29 protein-coding genes and 1 pseudogene are annotated in these 24,784 nt (G+C 54.3%); 8 read left to right on the forward strand and 22 right to left on the reverse strand.

What is annotated here, in order from left to right; genetic code table 11:
* Window positions 1-52 precede the first annotated feature (52 nt).
* A complete protein-coding gene (locus tag ABLV07_RS08135; RefSeq protein WP_015367312.1) occupies window positions 53-1,387 on the forward strand; it encodes an MFS transporter in 1,335 nt (444 codons plus the stop codon).
* 39 nt (window positions 1,388-1,426) lie between these two features.
* On the opposite strand, the gene ABLV07_RS08140 is transcribed toward ABLV07_RS08135, so the two are convergent.
* Window positions 1,427-2,143: an IclR family transcriptional regulator gene (locus ABLV07_RS08140; protein ID WP_015704943.1), complete on the reverse strand. Its 717-nt coding sequence runs from the start codon at window positions 2,141-2,143 to the stop codon at window positions 1,427-1,429.
* A 166-nt stretch (window positions 2,144-2,309) separates the two neighbouring features.
* Here ABLV07_RS08140 and ABLV07_RS08145 point away from each other — a divergent pair, with 166 nt between their 5' ends.
* Together ABLV07_RS08145 and ABLV07_RS08150 are read left to right on the forward strand one after the other, a co-directional pair.
* Window positions 2,310-3,005: a diguanylate cyclase gene (locus tag ABLV07_RS08145; RefSeq protein WP_015704944.1), complete on the forward strand. Its 696-nt coding sequence runs from the start codon at window positions 2,310-2,312 to the stop codon at window positions 3,003-3,005.
* Complete coding sequence (locus ABLV07_RS08150) at window positions 3,002-3,949, forward strand: hydroxyacid dehydrogenase (protein WP_154105299.1); 948 nt, start codon at window positions 3,002-3,004, stop codon at window positions 3,947-3,949. Before ABLV07_RS08145 ends, ABLV07_RS08150 begins: the two co-directional genes overlap by 4 nt.
* Window positions 3,950-4,028: 79 nt before the next feature.
* On the opposite strand, the gene ABLV07_RS08155 is transcribed toward ABLV07_RS08150, so the two are convergent.
* A complete protein-coding gene (locus tag ABLV07_RS08155) occupies window positions 4,029-4,508 on the reverse strand; it encodes a GNAT family N-acetyltransferase (RefSeq protein ID WP_015704946.1) in 480 nt (159 codons plus the stop codon).
* 92 nt (window positions 4,509-4,600) lie between these two features.
* Between ABLV07_RS08155 and ABLV07_RS08160 the strand changes: the two genes are divergently transcribed.
* Window positions 4,601-5,536, forward strand: a complete 936-nt coding sequence (locus ABLV07_RS08160; RefSeq protein WP_015704947.1) for a LysR family transcriptional regulator — start codon at window positions 4,601-4,603, stop codon at window positions 5,534-5,536.
* Between the two features lie 2 nt (window positions 5,537-5,538).
* Here ABLV07_RS08160 and ABLV07_RS08165 read toward each other — a convergent pair whose 3' ends face one another.
* Entirely contained in the window at window positions 5,539-5,946 is a 408-nt protein-coding gene (locus ABLV07_RS08165) for an MAPEG family protein (protein ID WP_045360132.1), read from the reverse strand.
* Between the two features lie 100 nt (window positions 5,947-6,046).
* Between ABLV07_RS08165 and ABLV07_RS08170 the strand changes: the two genes are divergently transcribed.
* A complete protein-coding gene (locus tag ABLV07_RS08170; protein WP_348853442.1) occupies window positions 6,047-6,937 on the forward strand; it encodes a helix-turn-helix domain-containing protein in 891 nt (296 codons plus the stop codon).
* Between the two features lie 311 nt (window positions 6,938-7,248).
* Here the strand turns inward: ABLV07_RS08170 and sra are convergent, their stop codons facing one another.
* The 14 genes from sra to fliF form a co-directional block, all read right to left on the reverse strand.
* Window positions 7,249-7,383, reverse strand: coding sequence for a stationary-phase-induced ribosome-associated protein (sra, locus tag ABLV07_RS08175; protein ID WP_015367304.1), 135 nt, complete (start codon window positions 7,381-7,383; stop codon window positions 7,249-7,251).
* 262 nt (window positions 7,384-7,645) lie between these two features.
* Window positions 7,646-8,428 (reverse strand): flagellar biosynthetic protein FliR, encoded by a 783-nt coding sequence (fliR, locus tag ABLV07_RS08180; protein WP_015367303.1) that lies wholly within the window; start codon window positions 8,426-8,428, stop codon window positions 7,646-7,648.
* Between the two features lie 2 nt (window positions 8,429-8,430).
* Window positions 8,431-8,700 carry a flagellar biosynthesis protein FliQ gene (fliQ, locus tag ABLV07_RS08185; RefSeq protein ID WP_015367302.1) on the reverse strand — a complete coding sequence of 90 codons (270 nt, stop codon included), beginning with the start codon at window positions 8,698-8,700 and terminating at the stop codon, window positions 8,431-8,433.
* 17 nt (window positions 8,701-8,717) lie between these two features.
* Window positions 8,718-9,479: a flagellar type III secretion system pore protein FliP gene (gene fliP / locus ABLV07_RS08190; RefSeq protein WP_020079205.1), complete on the reverse strand. Its 762-nt coding sequence runs from the start codon at window positions 9,477-9,479 to the stop codon at window positions 8,718-8,720.
* 2 nt (window positions 9,480-9,481) lie between these two features.
* Window positions 9,482-9,874 carry a flagellar biosynthetic protein FliO gene (fliO, locus tag ABLV07_RS08195; RefSeq protein WP_045360128.1) on the reverse strand — a complete coding sequence of 131 codons (393 nt, stop codon included), beginning with the start codon at window positions 9,872-9,874 and terminating at the stop codon, window positions 9,482-9,484.
* Window positions 9,874-10,290, reverse strand: coding sequence for a flagellar motor switch protein FliN (fliN, locus tag ABLV07_RS08200; protein ID WP_015367299.1), 417 nt, complete (start codon window positions 10,288-10,290; stop codon window positions 9,874-9,876). The genes fliO and fliN overlap by 1 nt, the downstream gene beginning before the upstream one ends.
* Window positions 10,283-11,290, reverse strand: coding sequence for a flagellar motor switch protein FliM (gene fliM, locus ABLV07_RS08205; protein WP_045360126.1), 1,008 nt, complete (start codon window positions 11,288-11,290; stop codon window positions 10,283-10,285). Before fliM ends, fliN begins: the two co-directional genes overlap by 8 nt.
* A gap of 5 nt (window positions 11,291-11,295) precedes the next feature.
* A complete protein-coding gene (gene fliL, locus ABLV07_RS08210; protein ID WP_348853440.1) occupies window positions 11,296-11,784 on the reverse strand; it encodes a flagellar basal body-associated protein FliL in 489 nt (162 codons plus the stop codon).
* A gap of 162 nt (window positions 11,785-11,946) precedes the next feature.
* Window positions 11,947-13,125 carry a flagellar hook-length control protein FliK gene (locus tag ABLV07_RS08215; protein ID WP_108684374.1) on the reverse strand — a complete coding sequence of 393 codons (1,179 nt, stop codon included), beginning with the start codon at window positions 13,123-13,125 and terminating at the stop codon, window positions 11,947-11,949.
* On the reverse strand, window positions 13,122-13,568 hold the full coding sequence (fliJ, locus tag ABLV07_RS08220) for a flagellar export protein FliJ (protein WP_015367295.1): 447 nt from the start codon (window positions 13,566-13,568) through the stop codon (window positions 13,122-13,124). The genes ABLV07_RS08215 and fliJ overlap by 4 nt, the downstream gene beginning before the upstream one ends.
* 21 nt (window positions 13,569-13,589) lie before the next feature.
* Window positions 13,590-14,951, reverse strand: coding sequence for a flagellar protein export ATPase FliI (gene fliI, locus ABLV07_RS08225; RefSeq protein WP_045360121.1), 1,362 nt, complete (start codon window positions 14,949-14,951; stop codon window positions 13,590-13,592).
* Entirely contained in the window at window positions 14,951-15,652 is a 702-nt protein-coding gene (fliH, locus tag ABLV07_RS08230) for a flagellar assembly protein FliH (protein WP_015367293.1), read from the reverse strand. The genes fliI and fliH overlap by 1 nt, the downstream gene beginning before the upstream one ends.
* Window positions 15,645-16,637, reverse strand: a complete 993-nt coding sequence (fliG, locus tag ABLV07_RS08235; RefSeq protein WP_020079200.1) for a flagellar motor switch protein FliG — start codon at window positions 16,635-16,637, stop codon at window positions 15,645-15,647. Before fliG ends, fliH begins: the two co-directional genes overlap by 8 nt.
* Window positions 16,634-18,310, reverse strand: a complete 1,677-nt coding sequence (gene fliF, locus ABLV07_RS08240; RefSeq protein WP_045360116.1) for a flagellar basal-body MS-ring/collar protein FliF — start codon at window positions 18,308-18,310, stop codon at window positions 16,634-16,636. Before fliF ends, fliG begins: the two co-directional genes overlap by 4 nt.
* Window positions 18,311-18,609: 299 nt before the next feature.
* Here fliF and fliE (ABLV07_RS08245) point away from each other — a divergent pair, with 299 nt between their 5' ends.
* Window positions 18,610-18,924, forward strand: a complete 315-nt coding sequence (gene fliE, locus ABLV07_RS08245) for a flagellar hook-basal body complex protein FliE (RefSeq protein WP_059305285.1) — start codon at window positions 18,610-18,612, stop codon at window positions 18,922-18,924.
* Window positions 18,925-19,211: 287 nt separating this feature from the next.
* Here fliE (ABLV07_RS08245) and ABLV07_RS08250 read toward each other — a convergent pair whose 3' ends face one another.
* The 3 genes and pseudogenes from ABLV07_RS08250 to ABLV07_RS08260 form a co-directional block, all read right to left on the reverse strand.
* On the reverse strand, window positions 19,212-20,249 hold the full coding sequence (locus ABLV07_RS08250; protein ID WP_157194945.1) for an acyltransferase: 1,038 nt from the start codon (window positions 20,247-20,249) through the stop codon (window positions 19,212-19,214).
* Between the two features lie 522 nt (window positions 20,250-20,771).
* Window positions 20,772-20,936 (reverse strand): transposase, encoded by a 165-nt coding sequence (locus ABLV07_RS08255; protein WP_126027523.1) that lies wholly within the window; start codon window positions 20,934-20,936, stop codon window positions 20,772-20,774.
* A 271-nt stretch (window positions 20,937-21,207) separates the two neighbouring features.
* A pseudogene (locus ABLV07_RS08260) lies at window positions 21,208-21,427 on the reverse strand (transposase); the annotation flags it as partial.
* A gap of 519 nt (window positions 21,428-21,946) precedes the next feature.
* Between ABLV07_RS08260 and fliE (ABLV07_RS08265) the strand changes: the two are divergent.
* Both fliE (ABLV07_RS08265) and ABLV07_RS08270 read left to right on the forward strand, forming a co-directional pair.
* Complete coding sequence (gene fliE, locus ABLV07_RS08265) at window positions 21,947-22,228, forward strand: flagellar hook-basal body complex protein FliE (RefSeq protein WP_227541710.1); 282 nt, start codon at window positions 21,947-21,949, stop codon at window positions 22,226-22,228.
* 938 nt (window positions 22,229-23,166) lie between these two features.
* Entirely contained in the window at window positions 23,167-23,580 is a 414-nt protein-coding gene (locus tag ABLV07_RS08270; protein ID WP_227505452.1) for a hypothetical protein, read from the forward strand.
* Window positions 23,581-23,966: 386 nt separating this feature from the next.
* On the opposite strand, the gene fliT is transcribed toward ABLV07_RS08270, so the two are convergent.
* Both fliT and fliS read right to left on the reverse strand, forming a co-directional pair.
* Entirely contained in the window at window positions 23,967-24,374 is a 408-nt protein-coding gene (gene fliT / locus ABLV07_RS08275; protein WP_015367285.1) for a flagella biosynthesis regulatory protein FliT, read from the reverse strand.
* Window positions 24,374-24,784, reverse strand: coding sequence for a flagellar export chaperone FliS (gene fliS, locus ABLV07_RS08280; protein ID WP_015704959.1), 411 nt, complete (start codon window positions 24,782-24,784; stop codon window positions 24,374-24,376). Before fliS ends, fliT begins: the two co-directional genes overlap by 1 nt.

Genomic DNA, 24,784 nt, shown 5'->3' on the forward strand with positions numbered 1-24,784 from the left:
ATATCTCTACATCGTTTTCCTGATAAACATAATGAAACCCTGCGAGGAAACAATGACCGAACAATCACCGAATAGCGCTATCGACAACGATGCGCTGGAAAAAGAGACCATGCGGCGGGTTATCTGGCGCATCCTGCCTTTTCTGGTCGTAAGCTATCTGGTCTCGATTATTGACCGGGGCAATATAGGTATGGCTGCGCTACAGATGAATGAGGATCTGGGCCTGAGCAAGGCGGCTTTTGGCTTCGCCAGCAGCTTATATTTTGTCGCCTACTTTATATTTGAGGTACCCAGCAACCTGGCGATGCAGAAGGTGGGCGCGCGATTGTGGCTCCCGCGGATAATGATCAGTTGGGGAGTGGTATCGATGTGCATGGCGCTGGTGCAAAATACAACCTCCCTTTATATCGTGCGTTTTCTGCTGGGAGCGGCGGAAGCGGGCTTTTTCCCGGGCGTGGTGCTCTATCTTACCTGGTGGATCCCTTCGCGTTACCGGGCGCGTATTATTGCCTCTTTTATGGTGGCCATTCCGCTGGCTAACTTTATCGGTTCACCGCTTTCAGGTTTGATCCTGACGCTGGATGGCTGGTTTGGGCTGCGCGGCTGGCATCTGTTATTCATTATTGAGGGGCTGCCTGCGGTGCTGCTGGGGATAGCCGCATTTTTTATCCTGCGGGACCGCCCACATCAGGCTGGCTGGTTGAACGAGCGGCAGAAAGCGTGGCTGGAAAACACCCTTCAGGCAGAGCGTCAACAGCAGAAACAGATCGGCCACATCAGCACATGGCAGCTGTTGAAGCACCGCCAAATCTGGCTGATGGCGCTGATTTATGCCGGCGCGTCGTCTGCTGGCACCACGCTTAGCGTCTGGTCTCCACAGCTACTGAAGTCTTTCCATCTTGATAACCTGACTACCGGGCTGCTTAATGCTATCCCCTATGGCCTGGCCTCGGTGCTGATGATTGTCTGGGGTCGGAGTTCGGATCGCACTAATGAACGTCGCTGGCACACGGCTCTCACCCTCTTTATGATTGCGGCTGGCGTGTTCGCGGCGTTCATCAATCTCTCGCTGCCGATTACCATTGTTATTCTCAGTACCATATTAATTGGCGCTTATTCGGCGAAGGGGCCATTCTGGGCGCTGGCCTCAGGCTGGATGAGCAGCACCTCAGCCGCCGCGGGGCTGGCGGCAATCGGCGCGATAGCTAATCTGATTGGCGGAGTGGTGATGGTGAATGCCTATGGTGTGATTAGCGAACAGACAGGAAGCCATACGCTGGCGATGCTACCACTGGCTGGCTTGTGCCTGGCAGGCGGTATCGCGGTGCTGATCATGGGACGCCGTTACTCGCAGCCTGCCGGTCAGGAAAAACCGGTCACCCATTAATAAGCAAAGGCGGGGTTTTTCCCGCCTTTTCAACATACGTTATTCTTTTATATCGTAAAACGTTTCGCAGAAGGATTTACTGGCTCCTAACTTGATCGACAGGCGGTTGGCCGTCTCGCGCATTAGCTGGCTGAGGCCGCTTTCTTTGCGGTCCGCAGTCAGACGCGATGACGGTCCTGTCAGCGCCAGTGCCGCGATGGGGTTATCGTGGACGCCAAAAACCGGCATCGCGAAGGCCGCGGTGTGCGGATCGCGCGCGCCAGAGGTATAGAACGGCAGCGTTTCTTCGTCTTCCGAAAGCGCCTCACCCAGTCCCCAATGACGTAAAACTTTGCTGATAGCGGAGCCATCCAGTGGAAATTGACTGCCGGGCAGGTTGCTATGGCGTAATCCCTCTGACGCTTCGGCGCGGAACAGACACAGGCGTTGGCCGCCCTCTATCACATACCAGCTCGCGCTTTCACTGGAGGCCTGAGACAGCGCCTGCAATTCCGGTTGTACAATTCTCGCAAGCTGAAATGATTGCTCATAAAGCTTGCCGAGATAGAGCAGACGGTGGCCGAGCGTATAGGTGCCATCATCATGCCGGATAATGTAGTTCATACGCTCAAGCGAATTCATTAAGCGATAAACGGTGGTTTTGTGGTATCCCGAAAGCTGGGCCAGCTCAGTTAACGTCAGGCTGTCATTACCGGGCCGGAAGCAATCCAGTAAAGCGAGCGCCTTTTCAACGGCAATTACGCCTTCATTCCCCATCATTTTCTCCTTTTGGCCGAACAAAATTGTACCTGAATTTTGTGATTAACATCGTGTTTACATCACAAACACGCTCTCAGCGCTGGCGAAAAGAGAAGCAATGCTCGTATAGTTGTTTTATATAGTACATCCGTGTTGTACATAGTAAAACAAATGGAGACTAACCATGCCTGCATCACAACAGAAATTAATCAATGTGGATATTGAGCGCGTTAGCGCGGAGGAGGTCCGTCAGGCCGCTGAATATCAGGCGGCGATTCTCGCCGACGTAGCCGGACGCCGCGGCACATTACATGGCCGTATCAAGCCACTGGCGCCAAACATGGCTGTGGCCGGCCCGGCGATTACCGTAGAGGTCCGTCCGGGAGATAATCTGGCTATTCACGCGGCGATGGCCGTCGCCAAACCTGGCGATGTGTTAGTGATAGACGGCAAGGGCGATCTCTCCTGCGCTTTACTGGGTGAGATCATGGCCACGCAGGCGCAGGCCAGCGGCATCGCAGGTATCATCATTGACGGCGCGGTTCGCGATGCTGAAACCTTAAGTAAACAAAGCTTTCCTGTTTTCGCAGCCGGTCTTAATCCGTGTGGTCCAACCAAGTTCATTCCAGGCCGGGTCAATCATGCTATTTCGGTCGCGGGCGCCGCGGTGCAGGCGGGTGACCTGGTGGTAGGGGATATTGACGGCGTGGTGGTTATCCCCCGCGATGAAGTAGGCACCATCATTGAGCTGGCGAAAGGTAAACTGGAAGGGGAAGTCAAACGTCTGTCGGCTATCCACGATGGCGATCTTCGCCCACACTGGCTGGAGAATGCGTTGCGTCAGGCGGGTATGCTGAGCGAAGGGGAGGCATTGCCATGAGCGCTAAAAAAGTCGTACTGGTAACCGGCAGCGATTTGGCCGAAGCGGCGCTCGGCATGCTGGAAGATTATGAGCTCGTGTTTGCTGGCCGCCAACCAACAGAAAACCAATTGATAGAATTATGTCAGCAGCATAATCCGGTCGCCATATTAGTGCGCTATGGCAAGATTACGGCATCTGTGATGGATGCCGCTCCGGCGTTGAAGGTCATTTCCAAGCATGGCAGCGGCATTGATGTCATTGACGTCGAAGCGGCGGCGGCGCGCGGCATCATGGTTCGCGCGGCGACAGGCGCTAACGCCGCGGCGGTTTCAGAACACGCCTGGGCATTAATTCTGGCCTGTGCCAAGTCAATCATTCCGCTTGACCGCCGCCTGCGCGAAGGGCACTGGGATAAATCGACGCATAAATCGCTCGAACTGGAAGGCAAAACGCTGGGGCTGATTGGTCTGGGGGCGATTGGCAGTCGGGTGGCGAAAATTGCCGGCGCCTTCGGTATGAAGGTGTTGGCTTACGATCCTTATGCCGCCACGGTTCCTCCCGGATGCGAACGTGTTGATGTACTCGAAGACCTTCTCGCGCAGGCTGATGTTGTCTCCATTCATTGTCCCTTAACGCAGCAAAATCGGGGAATGATAAATGCCGTTACGCTGGCACAGTGTAAACCCGGCGCCATCCTGGTCAATACCGCGCGGGGCGGATTAATCGACGATGCAGCGCTGGCAGCGGCGCTAAAAGGAGGGGGGGTGCGTTGGGCGGCGCTCGATAGCTTTAACAGCGAACCACTCACCACGCCGCACATCTGGGAGCGGGTCGAAAATGTCATTCTATCTCCGCACGTTGGCGGCGTAAGCGACGCCTCTTACGTCAAAATGGGTACCGCCGCCGCGGCCAATATTCTACAGGTAGTGCAGGATTCATCGCAGACTGAAACAGCGTACTAACTTGCCTTTCAGCAGCTCCGCTCTTTCGGGGCTGCTGTGCTTTTTGCAAAGAGCAAGCTGAGTGATGCTGTAACCAATGTTATTGCTCCGCAAAATTAACCAGCGCTTCGCCATCGAGGCGATAGCGAACCCATTCGCTTTGCGCCGCGGCGCCAATACTGAGGTAAAAATCAATGGCCGGCTGGTTCCAGTCCAGCACGCTCCACTCAAGGCGTCCGCAGCGGCGCGCAACCGCATACCGGGCAATGGTTTTTAGCAGCGCTCGACCCGCGCCCTGGCCGCGATAATCCGGTGAGATATACAAATCTTCCATATAAATACCGTTGCGTCCGAGCCAGGTTGAATAGCTGGTGAAGAACACGGCATAGCCCGCCGTTTTACCGTCAATTTCGCAGATCAGCGCTTCGGTCTTACTGTCGTCGCCAAACAAGGTTTCGCGGATCTCGTCGGGGGTAGTAACCACTTCCTGCGGGGCTTTTTCATACACCGCCAGCTCATAAATCATGTTGTAGATGGCAGAAGCATCGTCCGGACGGGCCTGTCGAATCGTAATACTCATTATTTTTCCTGTCGTATTCACACGTTAATGATATTGATGACGCTAAGCATAGGGGGTATTGTCAGAAGAATTAAGTGCAATGAAATCACCCAATGATGAATATTATGCATCCGGCGCTCAGACGCCTCGATCTCAATCTGTTGCTTGTTTTTGATGCCATCTATCGCCACAGTTCCGTTCGTCTCGCCGCCGATGAGCTGGCGATGAGTACATCCGCGTTGAGCCACGCGCTGTCGCGGCTGCGCGTGGCGCTGAACGATCCGTTGTTTTTTCGCGAAGGGCATCGGATGTGCCCGAGCGTCTATGCCACGCAACTCGCGCCCTCCATCGCTTCAGTATTGAAATTGCTTAATCAGGAACTCACGCGACAGCCAGAATTTAGTGCCGCCGACAGCACCGAGCGGATCCAGATAGCCATTACCGATTTCACCGCGTTATGCATTTTCCCTGCGCTAATGCAAAAGCTGCAGCATGAAGCGCCGGGCCTGCGTTTTGAGCTCCGTTATTTGCCACATAGCCCGGCGCTGACGGAGCTACTGGCGGGGGAGGTGGATCTGGCGCTGGGCTTCAGCACCGCTGAAGATATTCGTCATCATGAACTCGAGGAAATTGACTGGTTTGAGGATGAGTATGTGGTTATCAGCCATACCCGTCGCACGGCGCTGACGCTGGCGGATTATCTCGCCGCGCGCCATCTGGTGGTCACGCCGTGGAACGAAAAGCAGGGGGTGTTGGATTTACGTCTGCAGGAATTAGGCTATACCCGGCAGATAGCGCTCAAAACCCCCTCAATGCTTAGCGCGCCGTTTATTGTGGCGCAAAGCGATCTGTTAATGGCGATTCCTCGTTATGCCGCAGAGAAGTTCCTTCATGCCGCCCCGATCGCGATTTTTCCTTTGCCGTTCGCCATCAGCCCGTTCACCGTGAAGATCTATTCCCATAAACGCGGCGGGCAGCGAGGGGCAACCAAATGGCTGAAGACGGCGCTACAAAGCCTGGCGTTGGCAGCGAATGCCGGGAGTTTTTAACCTCAAAAAACGGAACTTAAAATAACTATCGCAATAGTAACCGTCGCGACAAAACCGCTCTGAAAGGCGAGAGTCCGGATAACGGGGATCCCGGCGGTATACGCAATATAATGGACGATGCGCGCGAGCAAATAAATTGTAGCCGCAATTAACGTTATGGCGTTATTGACGTTAAGCAACGCGGCGGCCACAACCAGTGGGGCAAAAATAACGAGGTTTTCTACCGCGTTGGCGTGCGCCTTTTGCGCACGCTGCGCCCAGGGCGCCGTCCCGATTGATGGCGAATGGCCATTACCCGCTGCGGGCGCGACGTTAGCACGTGTGGCTCTGGCAATAATATAGGGGATCCACATCATAACCGTTAGCAGACAAATTAACGTAAGGATAATCAGTTGAGGGTTATTTTTCATGTTATTTGGCTCTGGTAATTAATAACGATAGAGGAAAGTCTATGGCTAAGGTTAAAATAGAACCATATGCAAAAATGACAATTTCAATACCATTAACGACATGAAGATAAATATTCTGGCTCTGGATGGCGTTTTCGACACCGGCTTAGCGACGTTGCTGGATACGTTCGCCGCGGCCAATGATATGGCGCGACGCCAGAGCATGAATATTTCTCGCTTTGATGTGCAAATGATTGCAATGACCGGGCAGGTTAAATCAGCCCATGGGCTGAGTATTCCTGCTCATCAGGCATCGGGTTTGGATTATCCCGACTGGATTGTGGTGCCGGCGATCTACGTTCACGCACGACAATCGCCACCGGATGGCTGGCACGAAATTGCTGCCGCTAAGCGGTTTTTGCAAAACATGGCGAAGCACGGCGTTAAAATTGCCGCTGCCTGTTTAAATACCTTTATCCTGGCTGATAGCCGTTTGCTCAATGAGCAGGCCGCCACAACGTCATGGCTCAATGCGGCCCCGCCAATGCTTCCCGGCGCTATGATGGGCCATGTGGAGCTGGCGCTGTGGTTGATTCGCCAGAGCAGCCCGCCGCTTGCGGATTTGCTGACGACAGCGATGGCGGCTGATATCCGCCATCCTCAGGTTTCACGCCTGCCGGCAGGTTATCCTCAGCATGCCGATGACCTGATAAACCGCTTTGAGCACTGGTCGCGGGCGCATCTGGCGCAGGGATTTTCCCTGCAGGCGGCCGCCGGTGCGCTTAACGTGCATCCACGAACCTTGCAGCGCAGAACGGAGGCCGCGCTGGGTAAATCACCGTTGGCTTTTTTTCAGCAATTGCGGGTCGAACGAGTAAAGCAGCTGCTTGCCGAGGGGAAAGATATTGAGACGATTACCGCTGACGTGGGTTATTCGGAAGTGTCAACGCTGCTTGCGCTGCTGCGTCGTCAGACTGGAAAGGGAATACGGGCGCTGCGTCATGCTGTGTGAGCGTATTCGTTTAAAGAAAGCAATTATAGAGTAAAGAGGCGTTGTTTTTCCTTGACTATATTATTAACTCTTTTATTTTTCCGAATCAGGCAATATCTATATCTTTGATGGTCAAATTTAGAATGGAAACCGGCAGGAATATTTTTGTCGGGTAGCGGCTAACGCCTTACCCGACCTACGGAACGTACCATTGCGAACTGAAACTGCCTGTGTGGGTGGCCTCAAAATCCCCGGTGGCGCTAGCGCTTACCGGGGCTACCGCACTGTGCAATTTGGAATTATGTTGCGAATAGATCAATTGCCAGTCAGGATTATTTCTTTTTCTTCACCACTTTCCATTTTCCGCCAGCTGCAGTGTCGGCCAGCACGATTTTAAATCGGTTACTTTCCCAGTGGGGCAGGCCTAATATGCGCCGCGCTATACGGTTACCTTTCGCCTTAATCATGATGTCGCTCCTTATTTTATTAAAGATGCACTAAACCCACGCATGAAAATATTCTGCGTTTCCCGAGGTTTCAATTTTTCTAAAAAATAAAATTCACTAACAATTAAATTCAGGCTTTATTGTAGGGTGGCTATTTTTTAATTCAAGCCGCTATGAACATTCGGACCTTAGTAGCAATAAAAACGTTTTTCCAGGCTTTTATCCCAGTAAACGGTTTTTATTGCCATTTTGTCCGGCGAAAAAGAGGGAAATAACGGCAAGGTTAAAACGTCATACCGCCGATAACGGCCGCCAGGCGATCGAACATCTCGCCAAACAGGTGTTCGCAGAAGGGGGCCAGCATCGGCATCATCATGCCGAGGGTCATAATGCCAAAGGTCATGGTCACCGGGAAACCGATCACGAATACCGATAGCTGCGGCGTCATACGGTTGAGCAGACCCAGGGCGATATTGAGCGTGAGCAACAGACAAATCAGCGGTAACGCCAGCATCATACCGTTGATAAAGATTAATGAACCCAGTTGGGCGAGCGCCAGGAAACCGTTGCCGTTCAGCGGCTGGCTCTGGATCGGCAGGGTATGGAAACTGTCGGCCAGCAGCGAGATCAGCCACAGGTGGCCGTCAAAGCTTAAAAACAGCAGCATTGCCAGCAGGTTCAGCAGCCGCGCCAGCACCGGCATATTGGGGCCGCCGCTGGGGTCGAAGAAGGTGGCGAACGATAGCCCCATCTGCATGCCGATGACTTCGCCGGCGAGGCGTACCGCGGCGAAAGCCAGCTGCATCGTTAGCCCCAGCGCCGCGCCGATCAGGATCTGCTGAATCGCCAGCCATAAACCGGCAGCAGAGATAATGGGGATCGTGTTGGCGGGCAGCGTTGGGGCGATCAGTATCGCAATCAGGCCGCCGAGGCCGATTTTTACCTTTTTGCTTATCTGCTTTTCACTCAACACCGGCGCGGTGCTGATGAGGGCCAGAATACGCAGCAGCGGCCAGAAATACTGGCTGAGCCATTCGCTAAGCTGGGCGCTGTCAAAGGGGATCACGGCTAGCCGATAATATTAGGCAGGTTGCTGAATAATGTGCGCATATAGTCCAGCAGCAGGTTCAGCATCCACGGTCCGGCGATAATAATCGTCGCCACTACCGCGAGAATTTTGGGGATGAACGATAGGGTCATCTCGTTAATCTGGGTGGCGGCCTGCAGCAGGCTGACCACCAGCCCGCTGATTAGCGCCGCCAGCAGCAGCGGGGCGGCCAGCGCCAGGGCGACCTTCATCGCTTCGGTGCCAATGGCCATCACGGATTCTGGCGTCATGATTGTTCTCCGGCGGTTCAGGAATAGAAGCTCTGCGCCAGCGAGCCCAGCAGCAGCTGCCAGCCATCCACCAGCACAAAAAGCATTAACTTAAACGGCAGCGAGATCGTCGCCGGCGGCACCATCATCATCCCCAGCGCCATCAGCACGCTGGCGACCACTAAATCGATAATCAGGAACGGAATAAACACCGTAAAACCAATCTGGAAGGCGGTTTTCAGTTCGCTGGTGACGTAGGCGGGCAGCAGAATACGCATCGGTACCGCCTCCGGCCCGGCCAGCGGCGGCTGGTTGGCCAAACGAGCGTACAGCGCCAGATCGCTTTCGCGGGTCTGGCGCAGCATAAATTCGCGCAGCGGCTGCGCGCCTTTATCCAGCGCCGTATCAAGGCCGATCTTGTCCTGGCTGAAGGGCAGGTACGCCTCCTGATAGACCTTGTCGAACACCGGCGACATGATAAAGAAGGTCAGGAACAGCGCCAGCCCAAGCATCACCTGGTTCGGCGGCGCGGAAGGCGTGCCCAGCGCGTTACGCAGCAGACCCAGTACGATGATGATGCGGGTAAAACTGGTCATCATCAGCAGCATCGCCGGCAGGAAGGTCAGCGAGGTCAACAGCACCAGCGTCTGTACCGGCAGCGACCAGCTCTGGCCGCCGTTGGCCAGCGGCTGACTGATAAGCCCCGGCAGCTGTGCGAAGGCGGCAGGGCTCAGCAGCAGTAACGCGGCGGCGAGCCACGGCGCCCGACGGCGAAGGCAAGCGAACAGAGTAGGGAACATGGCTATTTTTCCGGGCGTTTGAGGACGTTTTGCATCAGCTGGCGGAAGTCGTTCGCAGGCGTGAGCGCCGTGTTATCTTCATCACGCGGCGGCGCCGGGAACTGATGAAGCGGGGTGATCTGCTGGGCGGTGACGCCCAGCACCAGCAGGGTATTATCGACTTCTACCACCACCACGCGCTCGCGCTGGCCAACCTGGCAGCTGGCGCGCAGGTTAAGCAACCGGCCGTTGCGCGCCTGCGGCGCAAAGCCGAGACGGCGGAACAACCAACCGGCCAGCAGGATCAGGAGCAGAATCGCGCCGAGCGCGCTGCTTACCTGCATGAGCGCCGAGCCGCCGGATATTGCCGGTTCGGTAACCGGTTGACTGGCCTGCACGGTAACGGGGGCGGTCATTAGCGGCTCAACCGACGCATACGTTCGGACGGGGTAATGATATCGGTAATGCGCACGCCGAATTTATCGGCCACCACCACCACTTCGCCCTGGGCTATCAGATAGCCGTTGATCAGGATATCCAGCGGTTCGCCCGCCAGGCCATCCAGCGCGACAACCGATCCCTGCGACAGGCGCAGCAGCTCTTTAATCGTCATTTTGGTGCGCCCCAGTTCAACGGTCAGCTTTACCGGAATATCGAGGATCAGATCGATATCCTGCAGGCTGCCGAGCGCATCCTGGGCCTCCAGCGATTTGAACACCCCATCGGTGGTGGCGCTGGATTTCTCAGACGACTGCTGTTCATTAAGCGCATCAGCCCACAGATCGTCTACGGATTCCTTTCCTGCGCCAGACGGTTGCTTAGGATCACTCATTGGGCTGTTCCTCACTCAGAGCATTCAAAATAGGGTTAATCAAGTGTTCAACACGAAGGGCGTACTGCCCGTTTAAGGTGCCATATTGGCTGGTCAGCACCGGCACGCCGTCGACATGGGCGATAATGCGATCCGGTTTATCTATCGGTAAAACGTCGCCAGGCTGCAGCTTAAGTATTTTCGATAAGCGCATCGGGATATCGACGAAGTTGGCAATCAGCTCCAGCTCAGAGTGCTGCACCTGCTTGACCAACGTTTCGCGCCACTGGCTATCTTCCTGACGGGAATTCTCCAGCGGCGGATTGGTCAGCAGTTCACGCAGCGGTTCAATCATGGCGAAAGGAATACAGATATTGAATTCACCGCTTAGCGCGCCAATCTCCACCTGGAACGGCGTGGTCACCACGATATCGTTCGGCGAGGTGGTGATGTTGGTGAATTTGACCTGCATTTCCGCACGCACATATTCGACGTCAATCTTATAGATTGCGCTCCATGCGTCGCCGTAGGCGTCCAGCGCCAGGCGCAGCATGCGTTTGATGACCCGCTGTTCGGTGGGCGTGAATTCGCGGCCTTCGACCTTGGTCGGGAAACGCCCGTCGCCGCCGAACAGGTTATCGACGGCGATAAATACCAGGCTCGGCGCGAAGACAAACAGCGCCGTGCCGCGCAGCGGGTTCAGGTGTACCAGATTAAGGTTGGTCGGCACCGGCAGGTTGCGGGCAAACTCGTGGTACGGCTGAATTTTAATCGGTCCGACGGTGATATCCGGGCTGCGGCGCAACAGGTTGAACAATCCCATGCGGAACTGTCGGGCAAAACGCTCGTTGATAATTTCCAGCGCCTGCAGGCGTTCACGCACCACGCGGCGCTGGGTATTCGGATCGTAAGGCTTAACCTCGCTCTCTTTACCGCCGACAACCTTCTCGGGCTCATCGCCCGTGTTGTCGCCGTTGAGCAAGGCGTCGATCTCTGCCTGTGAAAGAATGCTATCGCCCATGGTGATTACCGCAGTATGAAGGCGGTGAACAGCACATCGCTGACCACCTGCTTCGGTTGTCCCTTAACCAGCGGCGCGCTCAGCATCTCTTTGATCTGCGCGACCAGCTGCTGTTTGCCCTGCTCATTGGCCAGATGACCGGCCTCCTGACGCGAGAGCAGCATCAGCAGGCGGCTGCGTACCTCCGGCAGGAAATCATTAAGCTGGCGGCGGGTTGCTTCATCCGGCAGGCGCAGCGTCAGGCCGATATACAGTACGCGGTCCGGATCGTTGTCCGGGGTCACCAGATTGACGGTGAAGGTATCCAGCGGCATAAATACCGGCGGCGCGGGCGGTTTTTCCTTTTCGATGGCGGTTTGCGCGCCGCCGTCGCGCTGTTGCAGCAGCCACCAGCTGTAACCTGCGGCAGCACAGGCGGCCACGGCGACGATCGTCAGCAGGATGATCAGTAAGGGGCGTTTGGGCGCGGTTGCCGGAAGGGAGTTTTGAGACATAGCCAAATCAAATTCCTGTTGTTCCGCCCGCCGCGTTGCTGACGGGCATCACGCGCGGCGGCGCCGCACGTATGACATATAAAGGTATTATCGCGGCTAACGCGCGAGGCAATAGCCGGAATAAACGGGCAAATGGGGGCCAGATTGGCCGTTTAGCGCCCCTCAGGCGAAAATATCGACGCCGTTGAGCTGGTTGGCCATTCGCTGCAGGGCTGCCGGGGCGCTGACTGGCTCAATCGGCGTGGCATCGCTGCCGCCGCCATGGCGTTCCGCGTAGCTGGCGCGGCCTTCACCGTTACCGTTTTGCTGCTGCCACTGCGGCGTCGCCTCGCCGCCAACGCTGCTCTGACCGAGGTTGATTCCGCTCTCAGCCAGCGCGTGACGTAGCTGCGGCATAGCCGCCTCGACCGCCGCGCGTACCTGGCCGTGTGCGGAAGCGATGTGCAGCTGCGCCTGTTTATCGTCGAGCTGCAGGGTGATCTGCAGCGCCCCCAGTTCCTGTGGATGCAGGCGCAGTTCGGCGCTCTGCTGGCCGTTGCGGTGGAACATCAGCACCTGCTGGCTCAGCGCCTGCTGCCATTCCGGGCTGCCGAGCTGGGCATTAAGCTGCGGCGTCGGCGGCGCGGTTACCAGCGCGTTGGTGGGCGTGGCGCTTTGGCTGGGGCTGGCGGCGGCGAGAGCGACGGCGGCTGGCTGCGCCGGAGTATTCTCCGCCGGATGTTCGGCCATATCGTGCTGCGGCGTGGTCGCGGTCTGCGCAACATGAGAAGGCAGATTTTGCCCGCTAAGGGGAGCCGTGCCCGGCTGCGGCTTCGCCGCCGCTTCGCCTTCCGGCAGGTTCGCGACATGCTGAATAGCTGCGTTGCCGATGTGGAGCGCGGTTTTATCGCCGCTGGTCGCAGCTTGTTGAGCCTGCGGTAGCGCGGTCTGCGGGGTCGGGGCGACGATTGCCGCCGGCAGCATGGCGTACAGCGCCTGTAGCGTTGCCGGATCTAAGGCTTTCGCCTCGCTGAGCGGCGGCGCATCCGCGCGCGTATCCTCTTTTTTCACTGTCGTGTCGACGGCGTTTTCCGCCGATGGCGGTAACGCATTGACCAGCAGCGCGCCGCGTTCGCCAAGCGCGGCCAGCAGTTGGTTAAGCTGGTTACGGCTTAGCGGCGGGGCGCTTTCATCGTCGGCGCTCAGTGCCGGCGGCGGCAGCGTGCCGCTTTGCGCGGGCGTGAAGCGCGCGCCAAGCAGTTGCGCAAAGGCAGATGACAGCTGAGCGTCGTCGAGCGCCAGATCCGGCAGGGCGCTGGCGTCGCCGGGCAGGCTAAGGGCGGGCAAAGCATTGAGATTCATGAAGCGGTATTCCTTTGTGTACTGCGTTGCGCGAACTCATCCATCAATTTTTGATTACGTTTGTTTTCCAACTGCAGTTCGGCGTTTTGCGCGCGCGTGTGCAGGGTATCGTAGGCGTTCAGCCGCTGCTGATGGTCCTGCCACTGCTTCACGGCGTGATCCACCTTTTGTCCCCACTGCAGCAGCTGCTGGCGCTGTTGTTCGATAGCCTGTTCGAGGGTGGCAATGAACTGCTGGTAATTCTGCCAACGCGAGCTTTCCATGCCGCCAGAAAGGGTGCTGTTGAGCTTCTGCCGGTACTCGTCCTGATAGTTAAGCAGCATCGTCAGCTGTTGCTCGGCGGCCTGTTGCGCCTGGCGCGCCTGGCCCAGACGCTGCGCCGCCTGTTCGACGGCCTCCTGGGCCAGATTGCGCAGGGTAATCAAAGGGGACTGTGCTTTCATGGCGTGGCGTCTCCGATGGCGTTAAACAATCAACTGCTGTAGCTGCTGGCAGGCTTCGTCATAACCGCAGCGCTCGAAAATTCCCTGCTGCAGATAGGTCTCCATTTGCGGATACAGGGTAATAGCTTTATCCAACAGCGGGTCGCTACCGGCGGCATAGGCGCCGACGCTTATTAAATCGCGGTTACGCTGGAAGCTGGCCAGCATCTGTTTAAAGGTGCGTACCCGGCGATAATGTTCGTCATCGATAAGCGACGTCATCGCGCGGCTGATCGAGGCTTCAATATCGATGGCCGGGTAGTGACCGGCCTCCGCCAGACGTCGGGACAGCACCACGTGACCATCGAGGATCGCGCGCGCCGAATCGGCGATCGGATCCTGCTGATCGTCCCCTTCGGTGAGTACGGTATAGAAGGCGGTGATCGAACCGCCGCCGCTGATACCGTTGCCCGCGCGTTCAACCAGCGCCGGCAGTTTGGCGAATACCGATGGCGGATAGCCTTTGGTTGCAGGCGGTTCGCCGATCGCCAGCGCGATTTCTCGCTGCGCCATCGCATAGCGGGTGAGCGAATCCATGATCAGCAGCACGTGCTGGCCGCGATCGCGAAAATCTTCGGCGATACGGGTGGCGTAAGCGGCGCCCTGCATGCGCAGCAGCGGCGATACGTCCGCCGGGGCGGCGATCACTACCGAACGCGCGCGTCCTTCGGCGCCGAGAATATTCTCGATAAAGTCTTTTACTTCCCGGCCGCGTTCGCCGATCAGGCCGACGACGATAACGTCGGCCTGGGTGTAGCGCGCCATCATGCCCAGCAGCACGCTTTTACCGACGCCGGAGCCGGCGAACAGTCCCATACGTTGGCCGCGCCCAACGGTCAGCAGGCCGTTGATGGTGCGCACGCCGACGTCCAGCACCTGCTCGATAGGGGTACGCTGCAGCGGGTTAAACGGCGCGGTAATCAGCGGCGCGCGATAGCCGGTTTCCGGCGCGGGCAGGCCGTCAAGCGGCCTGGCGCCGCCGTCGAGCACGCGTCCCAGCAGCGCCGGGCCCAGCGGGAGTTGTTTACCGGCGTGCTGGCCGTCCGTCGCGCTGCGGGCGTAAACTCTCGCCCCTGGCACGATCCCTTCGACCTCTTCCAGCGGCATCAGATACAGCCGCTGATCGTTAAAGCCGACCACTTCGCTTTCCACTTCCTGCACGCCGCCCCCGCCGTCGCGCTCGATAAGGCAGGTTGCGCCGAGCGGCAGCTGCAGGCCGGTGGCCTCCAGCACCAGACCGGTGGCGCGGGTCAGACGGCCATAGCGTCGTACGGTCGGCGTACGGGCGATACGCTGCTCCAGCGCTTCCAGCGAATTCAGCCAGCGGCCGAGACGGGCGGTCATCACAGCTCTCCCGGCGCGGCGAGGCGACACAATTCATGCCAGCGGGTGGCGAGGCTGGCGTCGAGATCGCCCTCCTCGGCGCTGACCTTACAACCGCCGGGATGCAGATCGCCATCCGCCAACAGCCGCCAGCCGTGCAGGCTGAGGGTGGTGCCTAACTGCTGCTCAACGCGCTCATAATCTTGCGGGTGTACGCGCAGCTGCGGCTTGCCGTTGAACATCGGTTCTTGCTGGATCAACTGTTGAATTTGCGTCAGCAGGGCAGTGCCGTCGCAGACCGGCGGCTGGCCAAGCACCTGTTTCGCGGCGGTTAGCGCCAGCTGCATAAGGCGTGAGGCGATGACCGAATCGAGCGCATCAAGGGTGTGCTGAAACTCGCTCACCAGCTGTTGCCAGTGGTCGGTCAGCGGCTGTTGCTGCTGTTGTGCTTCCAGCAGCCCCTGCTGGCGGCCCTCCTCAAGTCCCTGCTGAAATCCGGCTTCATAGCCTTTTTGCTGGCCATCGGCATAACCGGATTGCTGACCTTGCTGCTCGGCCTGCAGGCGCAGGGCGGCAAGCTGCTGCTGCAGTTCCGCCTGAGCGTCAGGCTGCAAGGCTTCGTTATCCAACGTCGGTAGCGGTGGTTCGAAAGCTGGCGCCGCGTCGCCGAGGTCGTTGAGCGACCAGGGCTGCCAGGGCATGGAATTAATGCGATCAGACATAGGTGTCCTCGCCGCCGCCAATAATCATTTCGCCGCTCTCCGCCAGCCGTCTGACTATCAGCAGAATCGCTTTCTGTTCGTTTTCCACCTGCGACATGCGCACCGGCCCACGGTTGGCGAGATCGTCGCGCAGAATATCGGCCGCGCGCTGGGACATGTTTTTGAGGAACTTCTCGCGCAGCGGCTGCTCGGCGCCCTTCAGAGCAATCAGCAGCGATTCGTTGTCCACGTCCTGCAGCAGGCGCTGGATACTGCGATCGTCGACCTCCACCAGGTTTTCGAACAGGAACATCTCGTCGATGATCTTCTGCGCCAGCTCGCCATCGTATTCGCGCATCGCGTCGATAACGGCTTCTTCCTGCTGGGTTTTCATCAGGTTGATAATCTCGGCGGCGGTACGCACTCCGCCCATTTTGCTGCGCTTGAGGTTCTGGCCGTCGAGCAGGTTGTTGAGCACTTCGGTCAGCTCCGCCAGCGCCGCCGGCTGCACGCCGCCGAAGGTGGCGATACGCAGCATCACGTCGTTGCGCAGGCGCTCATCGAACTGCGCCAGAATATCCGCCGCCTGGCCGCGCTTGAGGTGTACCAGGATGGTAGCGATGATCTGCGGGTGTTCATCGCGGATCAGGTCGGCGGCGCTCTGCGGCTCCATAAAGTTGAGCGTCTCCATCCCGGAGGTGGTTTCGCGGGATTCGAGGATATCCTCCAGCAGGCTGGCGGCGCGCTCTTCGCCCAGCGCTTTCACCAGCACCGATCGCAGGTAGTCGCTGGCGTTGACGCTCAGGGCGGCGAACTGTTCGGCATCGTCTTCAAATTCAGACAAGATCTCGCCGAGCTGTTTATGCGAGACCTGGCTCATGCCGGCCATGGTGCCGCTCAAAAGCTGGACTTCGCGGGAGGAGAGGTGCTTGAGCACCTCCGCCGCGCGGTCTTCGCCCAGCGTCATCAGTAAAATGGCGCTTTTATCGGTTCCGGTCAGGCTCATAGTTCGTTACTCATCCATTGGCGGATTACCAGAGCGACGACCCGCGGATCTTTATCCGCCAGTTCGCGGATGCGCTGGCTCTGGACTTCTGCGCTGACGCGCTGCTGCGATTTACGGCGCAGCGCCAGCTCCTCATTGCTTGGTTTATGGCTGTCGTTCGCTTTAGCGACCGGCGCGCTGGCGGCGGCGACCGCGGCTTGCTGTGCGGCCTGACGCTGCTGCAGCTGTGGCTTAATCAGCTTGCGCCACAATACCCAGCCGAACAGCAGCACCAGCAGATAACGTCCCAGTTCGAGCAGCAAATCGATAAACGCCTGGCTCTGCCAGAACGGCAGCTCGCCGCCGGTCATCTGATTGTCGGTAAATGGCGTATTGACTACCTGCAGGCTATCGCCGCGGGTGCTGGAGTAGCCCATCGCTTCGCGAACCAGCGCTTCAATCTGCGCCAGTTGTTCTTTACTCATCGGCTGCGCTTTGCCGTCGGCGTTGAGGCTGTAGTTCACCACCACGGCGACCGACAGACGCTCCACCGTCCCGGCTTTTTGTTGGGTATGGCGGATGGTGCGATCGAGTTCGTAGTTGGTGGTGGCGTCGCGTCGGGTGCTTAACGGGCCGCTGTTGGCCGCGGCGCTACGGGTGTTGGTCGCGTTGTTGGCGTTATTGGCCGTCGGTTTAGCCGTTTCAATCGGCGCGGTGGCCGGCGCGCTCGGCTGGTTGGATAACGCCCCAGGAACCCCGCCCACCTGCGGTCCGCCGATTTGCTCGTTGCTGCTGGTTTGCTGCGAACGGATCGCCGCTTTATCGGGCTGCTGGTTCGGCTGGTACTGTTCGTCGGTCTGCTCGCGGGAGGCGAAATCGATCTGTGCGGTCACCTGAGCACGTACGTTGGCGCTGCCGACCACCGGCGCCAGGATCGTTTCAATGCGTCGCTGATAGCCGCTTTCCACTTCGCTGGCATATTTCAACTGCGAGGCGTTGAGGTCGCGCCCGGTGCCGTCAGACTGCGTCAGCAGGCGTCCTGCCTGATCGACCACGGTGACGTTGCCAGCCGGCAGGCCGGCGACGCTACTCGATACCATATAGACGATAGCGTTGATTTGGCCATCATCCAGCGCACGGCCCGGCTGCAGCGTCAGGGTGACAGAGGCGGAAGGGGATTTTTGCTCGCGGACGAACAGCGAGGGCTTCGGCAGCGCCAGGTGCACCCGCGCGTTCTGCACCGGCCCCAGCGACTCGATAGTGCGTGAGAGTTCGCCTTCAAGAGCGCGTTGATAGTTAATCTGTTCGCTGAACTGGCTGATGCCGAATTTTTCCTGATCCAGCAGTTCGAAGCCAACTGCGCCGCCCTTCGGCAGCCCCTGCTGCGCCAGACGCAGACGGGTTTCATGCACTTTCTCCGCCGGGATCATCAGCGCCGCGCCATTCTCGGCGAAGCGGTAGGGGATGTTCATCTGCGTCAGTTGGGTGACGATAGCGCCGCCGTCGCGATCGTTCAGGTTGCTGTACAGCACGCGATAATCCGGGCTTTTCGCCCACAGCAGCAGTGCGACGATAATGGCGATAGCGGCGGAGGCGGCCACCAGCAGTGGTATTTTTGGATTGGCGCGCAGACGGCTCCAGATGGCCTGCAGGCCGTTGTCGCGGCTTTCGCCGGCGGATAACGAGGCACTCATGGTTGGCGGTATCCTTCGCTGGCGTTCAGGCGGCGACGCGCGCTGGCGTGCTGACGAACGGTATGGATAGCGTTATGTGACAAAACAGACTCCCTGATACACATCTTTTCTCAATAGCGGCGCTCCCATTTCTGGGCAGGCCATTATTCGTCTTATCAGATGATTCTGATTGCCCGATAAGCCGGGTTTTTTGCGGCTAATTAACCGCTTTAAGCAAAAATCGCTGTGTTAGGGTGTGCAGCATTGGAGAAGTACAGGGTGAAATAGCGCCTGGCGATCACGACAGTATTGAGGAAAAGATGGCGATTCAGGGTATTGAAGGCGTACTGCAACAGATGCAGGCGATGGCGATTCAGGCGGGAAATAACGGGCAGAATAGCGTACCGCAGGAAGTCAGTTTTGCCAGTGAATTGACCGCCGCGCTGGGTAAAATCAGCGATACCCAGCAGGCCGCGCGTCAACAGGCGCAAAACTTCGAGCTGGGCGTGCCGGGTATCAGCCTGAATGATGTGATGGTCGATTTACAGAAATCTTCAGTTTCGTTACAGATGGGCGTACAGGTGCGCAATAAGCTGGTGGCGGCCTATCAGGACATCATGAATATGCCAGTTTAGGTGTGGCAACAACCTTTCGTTATAGGGCTTGTTCAACTTCTTATTTCTAGTGAAAAAATCCGGTGCAATGTTCGATGCAGTTGATTGATGAATGGACATATCCCCGTCATGATTTTTGGGGGGGGAGGGGTGGATATAAAATATATTTTTTGAAGTTCTATTGGTTTCTTAATATATATCTAAGTTAATTTGCTATTGTAACCAGGTTGAGTGGTTAAAACAGATGGCGGGTGACATTGATATATTTCTCACCATCTGTCAAATATGAGTTTAAAACTGACCAAGTGTTATGCCTGATATTTTTTTTTGAATGCCAGCTTTACAATTGGGAAAATTCTTTCCAATAATTTTGGTTTTTCAATGAAACGATATGATAAATATCCAAATGCTATTGATATAGTAGCGATAATTAATGTGGCTACGTAAAAATTAATTCCATGTAGAATCGGTAATTTTTTGAAAACAGCTACACAAGCAGATACAACAAAGAGGTGGCTGAGATAGATAGAGAAAGATGCATCCCCAAGCGTCGAAAGTGCTTTATGGATTTTAAAGGATTTTATGCTCTCCTCGAGAGAGATGAACCATACAAATATAAAGAACATTGGGATACCCCACATTGCAAATCGTCTGTCTGGTGCGGCAGGGTCTAGCGTACTGTTATTTATTTCAGTAAATATTAAAAATACAAATGAAGCTAATGAAAGAACGGAGATTAAAATAAAGTTGTTTTTTAATTTCTGATTAATATATAGCTTGTAAGCAATAATTCCTAGAATGAACTCAAGTGCAATGCTTCGCCCTAAATAATCAATAAGGAAGAAATTAGTAAATAATGATGTAGTATAAAAAGCTATAATGATGAGGCTGGATGTTATCGCAATGTTTCTCTTTAAAAATAAGGAAGTGGCAAAAATAAGATAAAAGAACATTTCATAGGTAAGAGACCAACCAACTTTAAGTGCAAATTCTTGGTTGTAAAAAGGAATAAGGGTTAATGAGCCTAAAACAGTAATACCATCTTTACCTTCAGATGGTTTAATAAGTTCAGGTGCTATTAATAAAATAAAAATAGCCAATGATGTATATAGCCAGTACATTGGGTAAATTCGTTTCACCCTCTTTTTTATGAAATTTACGGGTTCGTTTTCACGGGTAGAGATTAACATCATAATAAAACCAGAAATGATGAAAAACATATCGACGCCCGATGCACCAAGCTGTAGAAAGTGCCCAGGGTAAGAAGGTGTGTTTAGCTTGAAAGACAAATGATGAATTACAACTAACGCAGCTGCAATAAATCTCAAAATTTGTATGCTCGCCATGTACTATTCCATATATACGTTTACAAAAGATTTATATTTTAGCAGTGATAGGATGATAATTAAACATAAATATGATTTTGTTAGCTATTTTATTACATTGAAATTCAGTTCATTCCTATAGTACAAAATGGTGTTGTAGTATGTATGGGTTCAAAACACGAAATTTTTGGTAACATATATAGACACATCCTGTGATGCAATTTTTTTTCAGTTAAGTGATAAACGTAGATATGTCGCCATTTCCGGTTCTGATAAGATTTCGTTTTCCCGAACCAGGAAGAAATCAACCAGACAGGTACTAATCATCCTCTGCTGACTGACTTGCCCTTACTGCCCCTCAGTTTATCCTGCCTAAGATCTTACCCGTTTTTCCATCTTCTAAAGTCACCAGCGCCTACCAAGAAAGGCAGTTTGACGAGGTTGATATTCAGTATTGTGTGTCAACATTGCCCGTATAATTCTGGCCGTTTTTGTCGCCATAGCGACAACTGCAGCACAGTAGTGCTTCCATTCAAGAAGTCCCTAGAGCCAGATATTCTCCTCCACTGCGCCATTCCAATTGACCCAGGTGGTAAGTACGCTTGCGCCGTGAACCAGGATGTATCTGAAATATTCATCGCCACGTTTGCTGATCTCTGTCTGTTGCTGTTTCCCGCAGCTTGAATGTTCCTTTGATGTCGGCCCCAACTATGAAGCAGAACTGCTCTGCGACGCTGAATTATCGGGCATTGCCCTCTGCTGCTACTATATAAGTAGCCGTTAACATGCAACCTCCTGGGATTTTGGATATTTTCTGACAGGTTTCCTGCACAACTATACCACGAAGCCTGAACTTCTTCTGCCTGTTGAACGTGATCTTAAAATTCTCAGTTATGTTTAGCCTGTGAAGATGCTGGTTCTGACAGAGGGAGATAAATCATTTTCGCCGTACTCCATTTCTAGCTTGCAGATACATTTATGGGGAGGTTGTGGGTGTAATCCCCCGGCGCTCGTGCTGAGCTAGCGTATCTCGGTTTCAAGTGTGGTAGAACCGACATTTATCGTCTCACTGGCTTATCGATTTGAGTTGCCCTTATCAACAATCAGTTGTGCACATTCAGCCTGTACTCAGGAGTGAAAGTACGTTTGGTTTTCTTGTTCATTAAGTCACCTGTTTTGTGTTGAGATGAAACTATCACCATTAATCTGGTAGCCTGATTTACTATGCCGCTACAAATTTGGCCCGTGTCAGCATCTTTCGCAAAATAATATGACCTTCGTGATCTACGCCATGAAGCTAGAAAACGTTTTTGCTTGGTTGATACCAAGAATTGATATTGTCATGTTGACACTCCTCATTTTTGAGGACGTATTGCAACGAACCAGTCTGGTACTTAGATACAGCGAAATCTAGAGCGTTTATCTCATTATCTCTGCACTAATAGAGTTCAAACTTGAATTCTGCTTCTCCATAAAATTTCAGTTGGATCAGTATTTCATGACAGTTTTTCCGCACAGAGTCAATGAGTTAAAGAAATCTTTGAGGAGGACTTACGCTGCGGTTTTATGTTGGTGTCTTCGTTATATTTTCGCCGATTTAGTGGTCTGTTACTAATGGGGGATATACCAATCCACCGAGAAACGCCGTCATTTGTAAAGCAATAAGGAATATGCATCTGTATTAGTTGGGTGACGAAAGTGCGGGTACTTGCAGTATTATTGGGGGAAGAAAGACAGTTCTGGCGGGAAAAAACGGGCAGAATAGCGTACCGCAGGGAGTCAGTTTTGCCAGTGAACTCACCGCCGCGCTGGGTAAAATCAGCGATACCCAGCAGGCCGCGTGTCAACAGGCGCAAAACTTCGAGCTGGGCGTGCCGGGTATCAGCCTGAATGATGTGATGGTCGATTTAAAGAAATCTTCAGTTTCGTTGCAGATGGGCGTGCAGGTGCGCAATAAGCTGGTGGCGGCCTATCAGGACATCATGAATATGCCGGTTTAGTTATACAATCTCGGCGCATTCTCTTCCTGCAAACCGCTATGCTAACGCTGGCGGTTTTGTCTATTTACGGCGACAACGGCAAAAAACTGCTCGCCTCTGCATTGATTTTGCTCTTTCACCCGGTGAATGAATGGGCCTGAAGTATCATTACTATTGATAGGGGATACAGATCAATAGCTGTTCATCGATCGTCACAAACGATCTGACTACTAGCACTACAAACTGTATGGTCTTGCCAAAATAATTCTAATTTGGAATAGCAGATGTCCGGAAAAGTAGACTATCAGTTGCGGAGTAAGGTGTGGATTGGGATTTTCCTCGGTTTGTTGGCCTTTTGGGGAACGATTGCGACGATTGTTACCTTAGCGTTGGCTTAACAAGGACAACTTACACCATTATTAAATATCGGCTCTTCAGCCAGAAGAGAGGGTATCTTTGTTTTAGCAGTGTAAGGCGAAAATTTAAATTTGGATGGCAATTCACTATCGTTTCTCGGCCCGGTGGCAAATAATCCGCGCAAATTTTGCTCCGTGGAGGCGTTATGCTGTGGCTTCAGACCGTTGTATTTTTTGTCGTTTTAGCTTTTGTCGCGATAGCGATGATTCATGAAACCTGGCGACAGGATAGCGAGTAACCGCCGTTTCAACTCCCTCTGATCTGTCTCCCTCCTTAACAGTGACTAAACTTAGAGCATGGCTAACGGTCTTCTGGAGGGTGTTGTGAATAGATTCCACGATGAATACGACGAGCGGGAACTGTACCATATGGTCTGCCGTTGGGAGGATGAAGGTGGGGCGGTAGCGTAACGCATCTCCTTTAAACTGACCGCATTCTGGCGGATCAGGCGTGAAACCGTTGTATGGCATAAACGCGCGCGCTTGACCCCTGGCAACTTCAGGGGCAATATTCCACGGCCTGTGGTAACCCCGGCTGTCTGCATGACACCTGAGCATTTGGTTGAGCGATATAACGGGTATCTTCAGTCGGAAACGTTGGAGAAATATATAACCAGCATGGAGGAGCCTGGCGTGGGAAAGCAGCTAACAGAAGATGATCTTCGTGAACATGGCTTCACCGATAAGGAGATTGCCCGCCTGCGCGAAATCCTGACGCGACAAGAAAGTAACAATGAAACCTATGCTACTTTGATCGACAGTTTACGAAAACGTTTTTGGGGGGGCGTTATTGTTGTTTGTATTGCCTTTGCCATAGTCGTTTCGTGGATTTTTAACTTCGAAAGTAATGATTTTACTTATCCGCTAACCATTATTTTTATTCTGATTGCTGTTTGGAAATTAACACCTTTTTCGATGGTTTTTAAAGCATATCTTATCTACTTGAAAATCGAGTGATTACTTATTATCAATTTCATATATGGTATTGCCTGTCTGTATTCCTTTACCGTTGATGAAACACCTTTAAGAGCCAACGCAGGGGCGCTCATTTCCAGAGGAATACATCCATATTTTATCCTCGTGACAAATATCATATTAACCCGGTCAAGATAACATAGATTATTTTACAGGCATATTTCCCTAAGCTTGTGAGTTGTTTCTTTTAGCTGGCAGGGCGCGTAGAATATTTAATTGATGAATGAGTGGGGCGTAAATGAAACTATATATTATTGCTTATTCACTCCTGTAAAACCCGCCGATGGCTTACCAGGCAACACTCAGCATTGCCCTGGCGAGCCCCATCATGCGCTTCCTGGCCGGAATATCAGGCTGTAAGGTTGTTGTTATTGTAATTCTTCGCTTTTGCTCTTAATGGCGACCACATTATCGGACTGCAGTTCGCCAAGCAGGAGCGAACGATCGTCGAACTGGCCGTAAGCGGTGTTGACCGCGTTCTGGCGAGTGGATTGATCGATCAGCGTTTTTAATTGTTCCATCCGCTGTTGCAATAGCCCTTTCAGTACTCCCTCATTGTCGATAATCTGCTTCAACTTAGCGTTGAGCATCTCTTGCAGAGCCAGCGATGGCCCCGCTTTGCCGGTAAATTCGGCGGTTTTCTCGACCGCCGTCACGTAGGCAAACTGCATTTCCACCAGCGCTTCCCATTGCCCGGCGCGTGCCAGGGCAATCATCTGGCTGCTCAGGGTATGGATCTGCTGATAGGCGGCTAAAAGCTGCTGTTGGCGTTCCATCACAATGTACCCTGAGCAGGTTGATAGTTTGGCCCAATTTGCCGCCACGCATCGGCGATATTCTCCAGCAGCTTGACCACTTCGACGATCGCCGCTTCGTCATTATGCAGGTTGGCCTGCATCAGGCGTCGCTTCATATAATCGTACAGCGCCGCCAGATTATCGGCGATTTCGCCGCCTTGCTGGTGGTCGAGGCCGCTTTTCAACCCGTTGTCGATGATGTTGATTGCCTTCGACAGCGCCAGGCCTTTACCGGCGATATCCCCCTGATTCATCAGGATGCGTGCGCGAAGCAGGGCGTTAAGCGCCCCGTCGAACAACATTACGATTAACTGGTGCGGACTGGCGCTCATCGCGCTGCTTTCCAGACTGACCTGTGCGTAGGCTTGCGTGCCGCTACGGTTATACAT

The organism is Klebsiella sp. CN_Kp097 (assembly GCF_040064495.1).
Lineage (GTDB): Bacteria > Pseudomonadota > Gammaproteobacteria > Enterobacterales > Enterobacteriaceae > Klebsiella > Klebsiella aerogenes.

Bases quoted from the DNA above. Each gene is read 5' to 3' on its own strand.
- fliG (WP_020079200.1), bottom strand. From the start codon at position 16,637: ATGAGCCTGACCGGAACCGATAAAAGCGCCATTTTACTGATGACGCTG.
- fliS (WP_015704959.1), bottom strand. From the start codon at position 24,784: ATGTATAACCGTAGCGGCACGCAAGCCTACGCACAGGTCAGTCTGGAA.
- fliF (WP_045360116.1), bottom strand. From the start codon at position 18,310: ATGAGTGCCTCGTTATCCGCCGGCGAAAGCCGCGACAACGGCCTGCAG.
- ABLV07_RS08155 (WP_015704946.1), bottom strand. From the start codon at position 4,508: ATGAGTATTACGATTCGACAGGCCCGTCCGGACGATGCTTCTGCCATC.
- fliI (WP_045360121.1), bottom strand. From the start codon at position 14,951: ATGACCGCCCGTCTCGGCCGCTGGCTGAATTCGCTGGAAGCGCTGGAG.
- fliM (WP_045360126.1), bottom strand. From the start codon at position 11,290: ATGGGCGATAGCATTCTTTCACAGGCAGAGATCGACGCCTTGCTCAAC.
- sra (WP_015367304.1), bottom strand. From the start codon at position 7,383: ATGATTAAGGCGAAAGGTAACCGTATAGCGCGGCGCATATTAGGCCTG.
- ABLV07_RS08160 (WP_015704947.1), top strand. From the start codon at position 4,601: ATGATGAATATTATGCATCCGGCGCTCAGACGCCTCGATCTCAATCTG.
- fliP (WP_020079205.1), bottom strand. From the start codon at position 9,479: ATGTTCCCTACTCTGTTCGCTTGCCTTCGCCGTCGGGCGCCGTGGCTC.
- ABLV07_RS08135 (WP_015367312.1), top strand. From the start codon at position 53: ATGACCGAACAATCACCGAATAGCGCTATCGACAACGATGCGCTGGAA.
- fliJ (WP_015367295.1), bottom strand. From the start codon at position 13,568: ATGAAAGCACAGTCCCCTTTGATTACCCTGCGCAATCTGGCCCAGGAG.
- fliL (WP_348853440.1), bottom strand. From the start codon at position 11,784: ATGTCTCAAAACTCCCTTCCGGCAACCGCGCCCAAACGCCCCTTACTG.
- ABLV07_RS08270 (WP_227505452.1), top strand. From the start codon at position 23,167: ATGACACCTGAGCATTTGGTTGAGCGATATAACGGGTATCTTCAGTCG.
- fliH (WP_015367293.1), bottom strand. From the start codon at position 15,652: ATGTCTGATCGCATTAATTCCATGCCCTGGCAGCCCTGGTCGCTCAAC.
- fliT (WP_015367285.1), bottom strand. From the start codon at position 24,374: ATGGAACGCCAACAGCAGCTTTTAGCCGCCTATCAGCAGATCCATACC.
- ABLV07_RS08170 (WP_348853442.1), top strand. From the start codon at position 6,047: ATGAAGATAAATATTCTGGCTCTGGATGGCGTTTTCGACACCGGCTTA.
- ABLV07_RS08215 (WP_108684374.1), bottom strand. From the start codon at position 13,125: ATGAATCTCAATGCTTTGCCCGCCCTTAGCCTGCCCGGCGACGCCAGC.
- ABLV07_RS08150 (WP_154105299.1), top strand. From the start codon at position 3,002: ATGAGCGCTAAAAAAGTCGTACTGGTAACCGGCAGCGATTTGGCCGAA.
- ABLV07_RS08145 (WP_015704944.1), top strand. From the start codon at position 2,310: ATGCCTGCATCACAACAGAAATTAATCAATGTGGATATTGAGCGCGTT.
- ABLV07_RS08250 (WP_157194945.1), bottom strand. From the start codon at position 20,249: ATGGCGAGCATACAAATTTTGAGATTTATTGCAGCTGCGTTAGTTGTA.
- ABLV07_RS08140 (WP_015704943.1), bottom strand. From the start codon at position 2,143: ATGGGGAATGAAGGCGTAATTGCCGTTGAAAAGGCGCTCGCTTTACTG.
- fliN (WP_015367299.1), bottom strand. From the start codon at position 10,290: ATGAGTGATCCTAAGCAACCGTCTGGCGCAGGAAAGGAATCCGTAGAC.
- ABLV07_RS08165 (WP_045360132.1), bottom strand. From the start codon at position 5,946: ATGAAAAATAACCCTCAACTGATTATCCTTACGTTAATTTGTCTGCTA.
- fliO (WP_045360128.1), bottom strand. From the start codon at position 9,874: ATGACCGCCCCCGTTACCGTGCAGGCCAGTCAACCGGTTACCGAACCG.
- fliQ (WP_015367302.1), bottom strand. From the start codon at position 8,700: ATGACGCCAGAATCCGTGATGGCCATTGGCACCGAAGCGATGAAGGTC.
- fliE (WP_059305285.1), top strand. From the start codon at position 18,610: ATGGCGATTCAGGGTATTGAAGGCGTACTGCAACAGATGCAGGCGATG.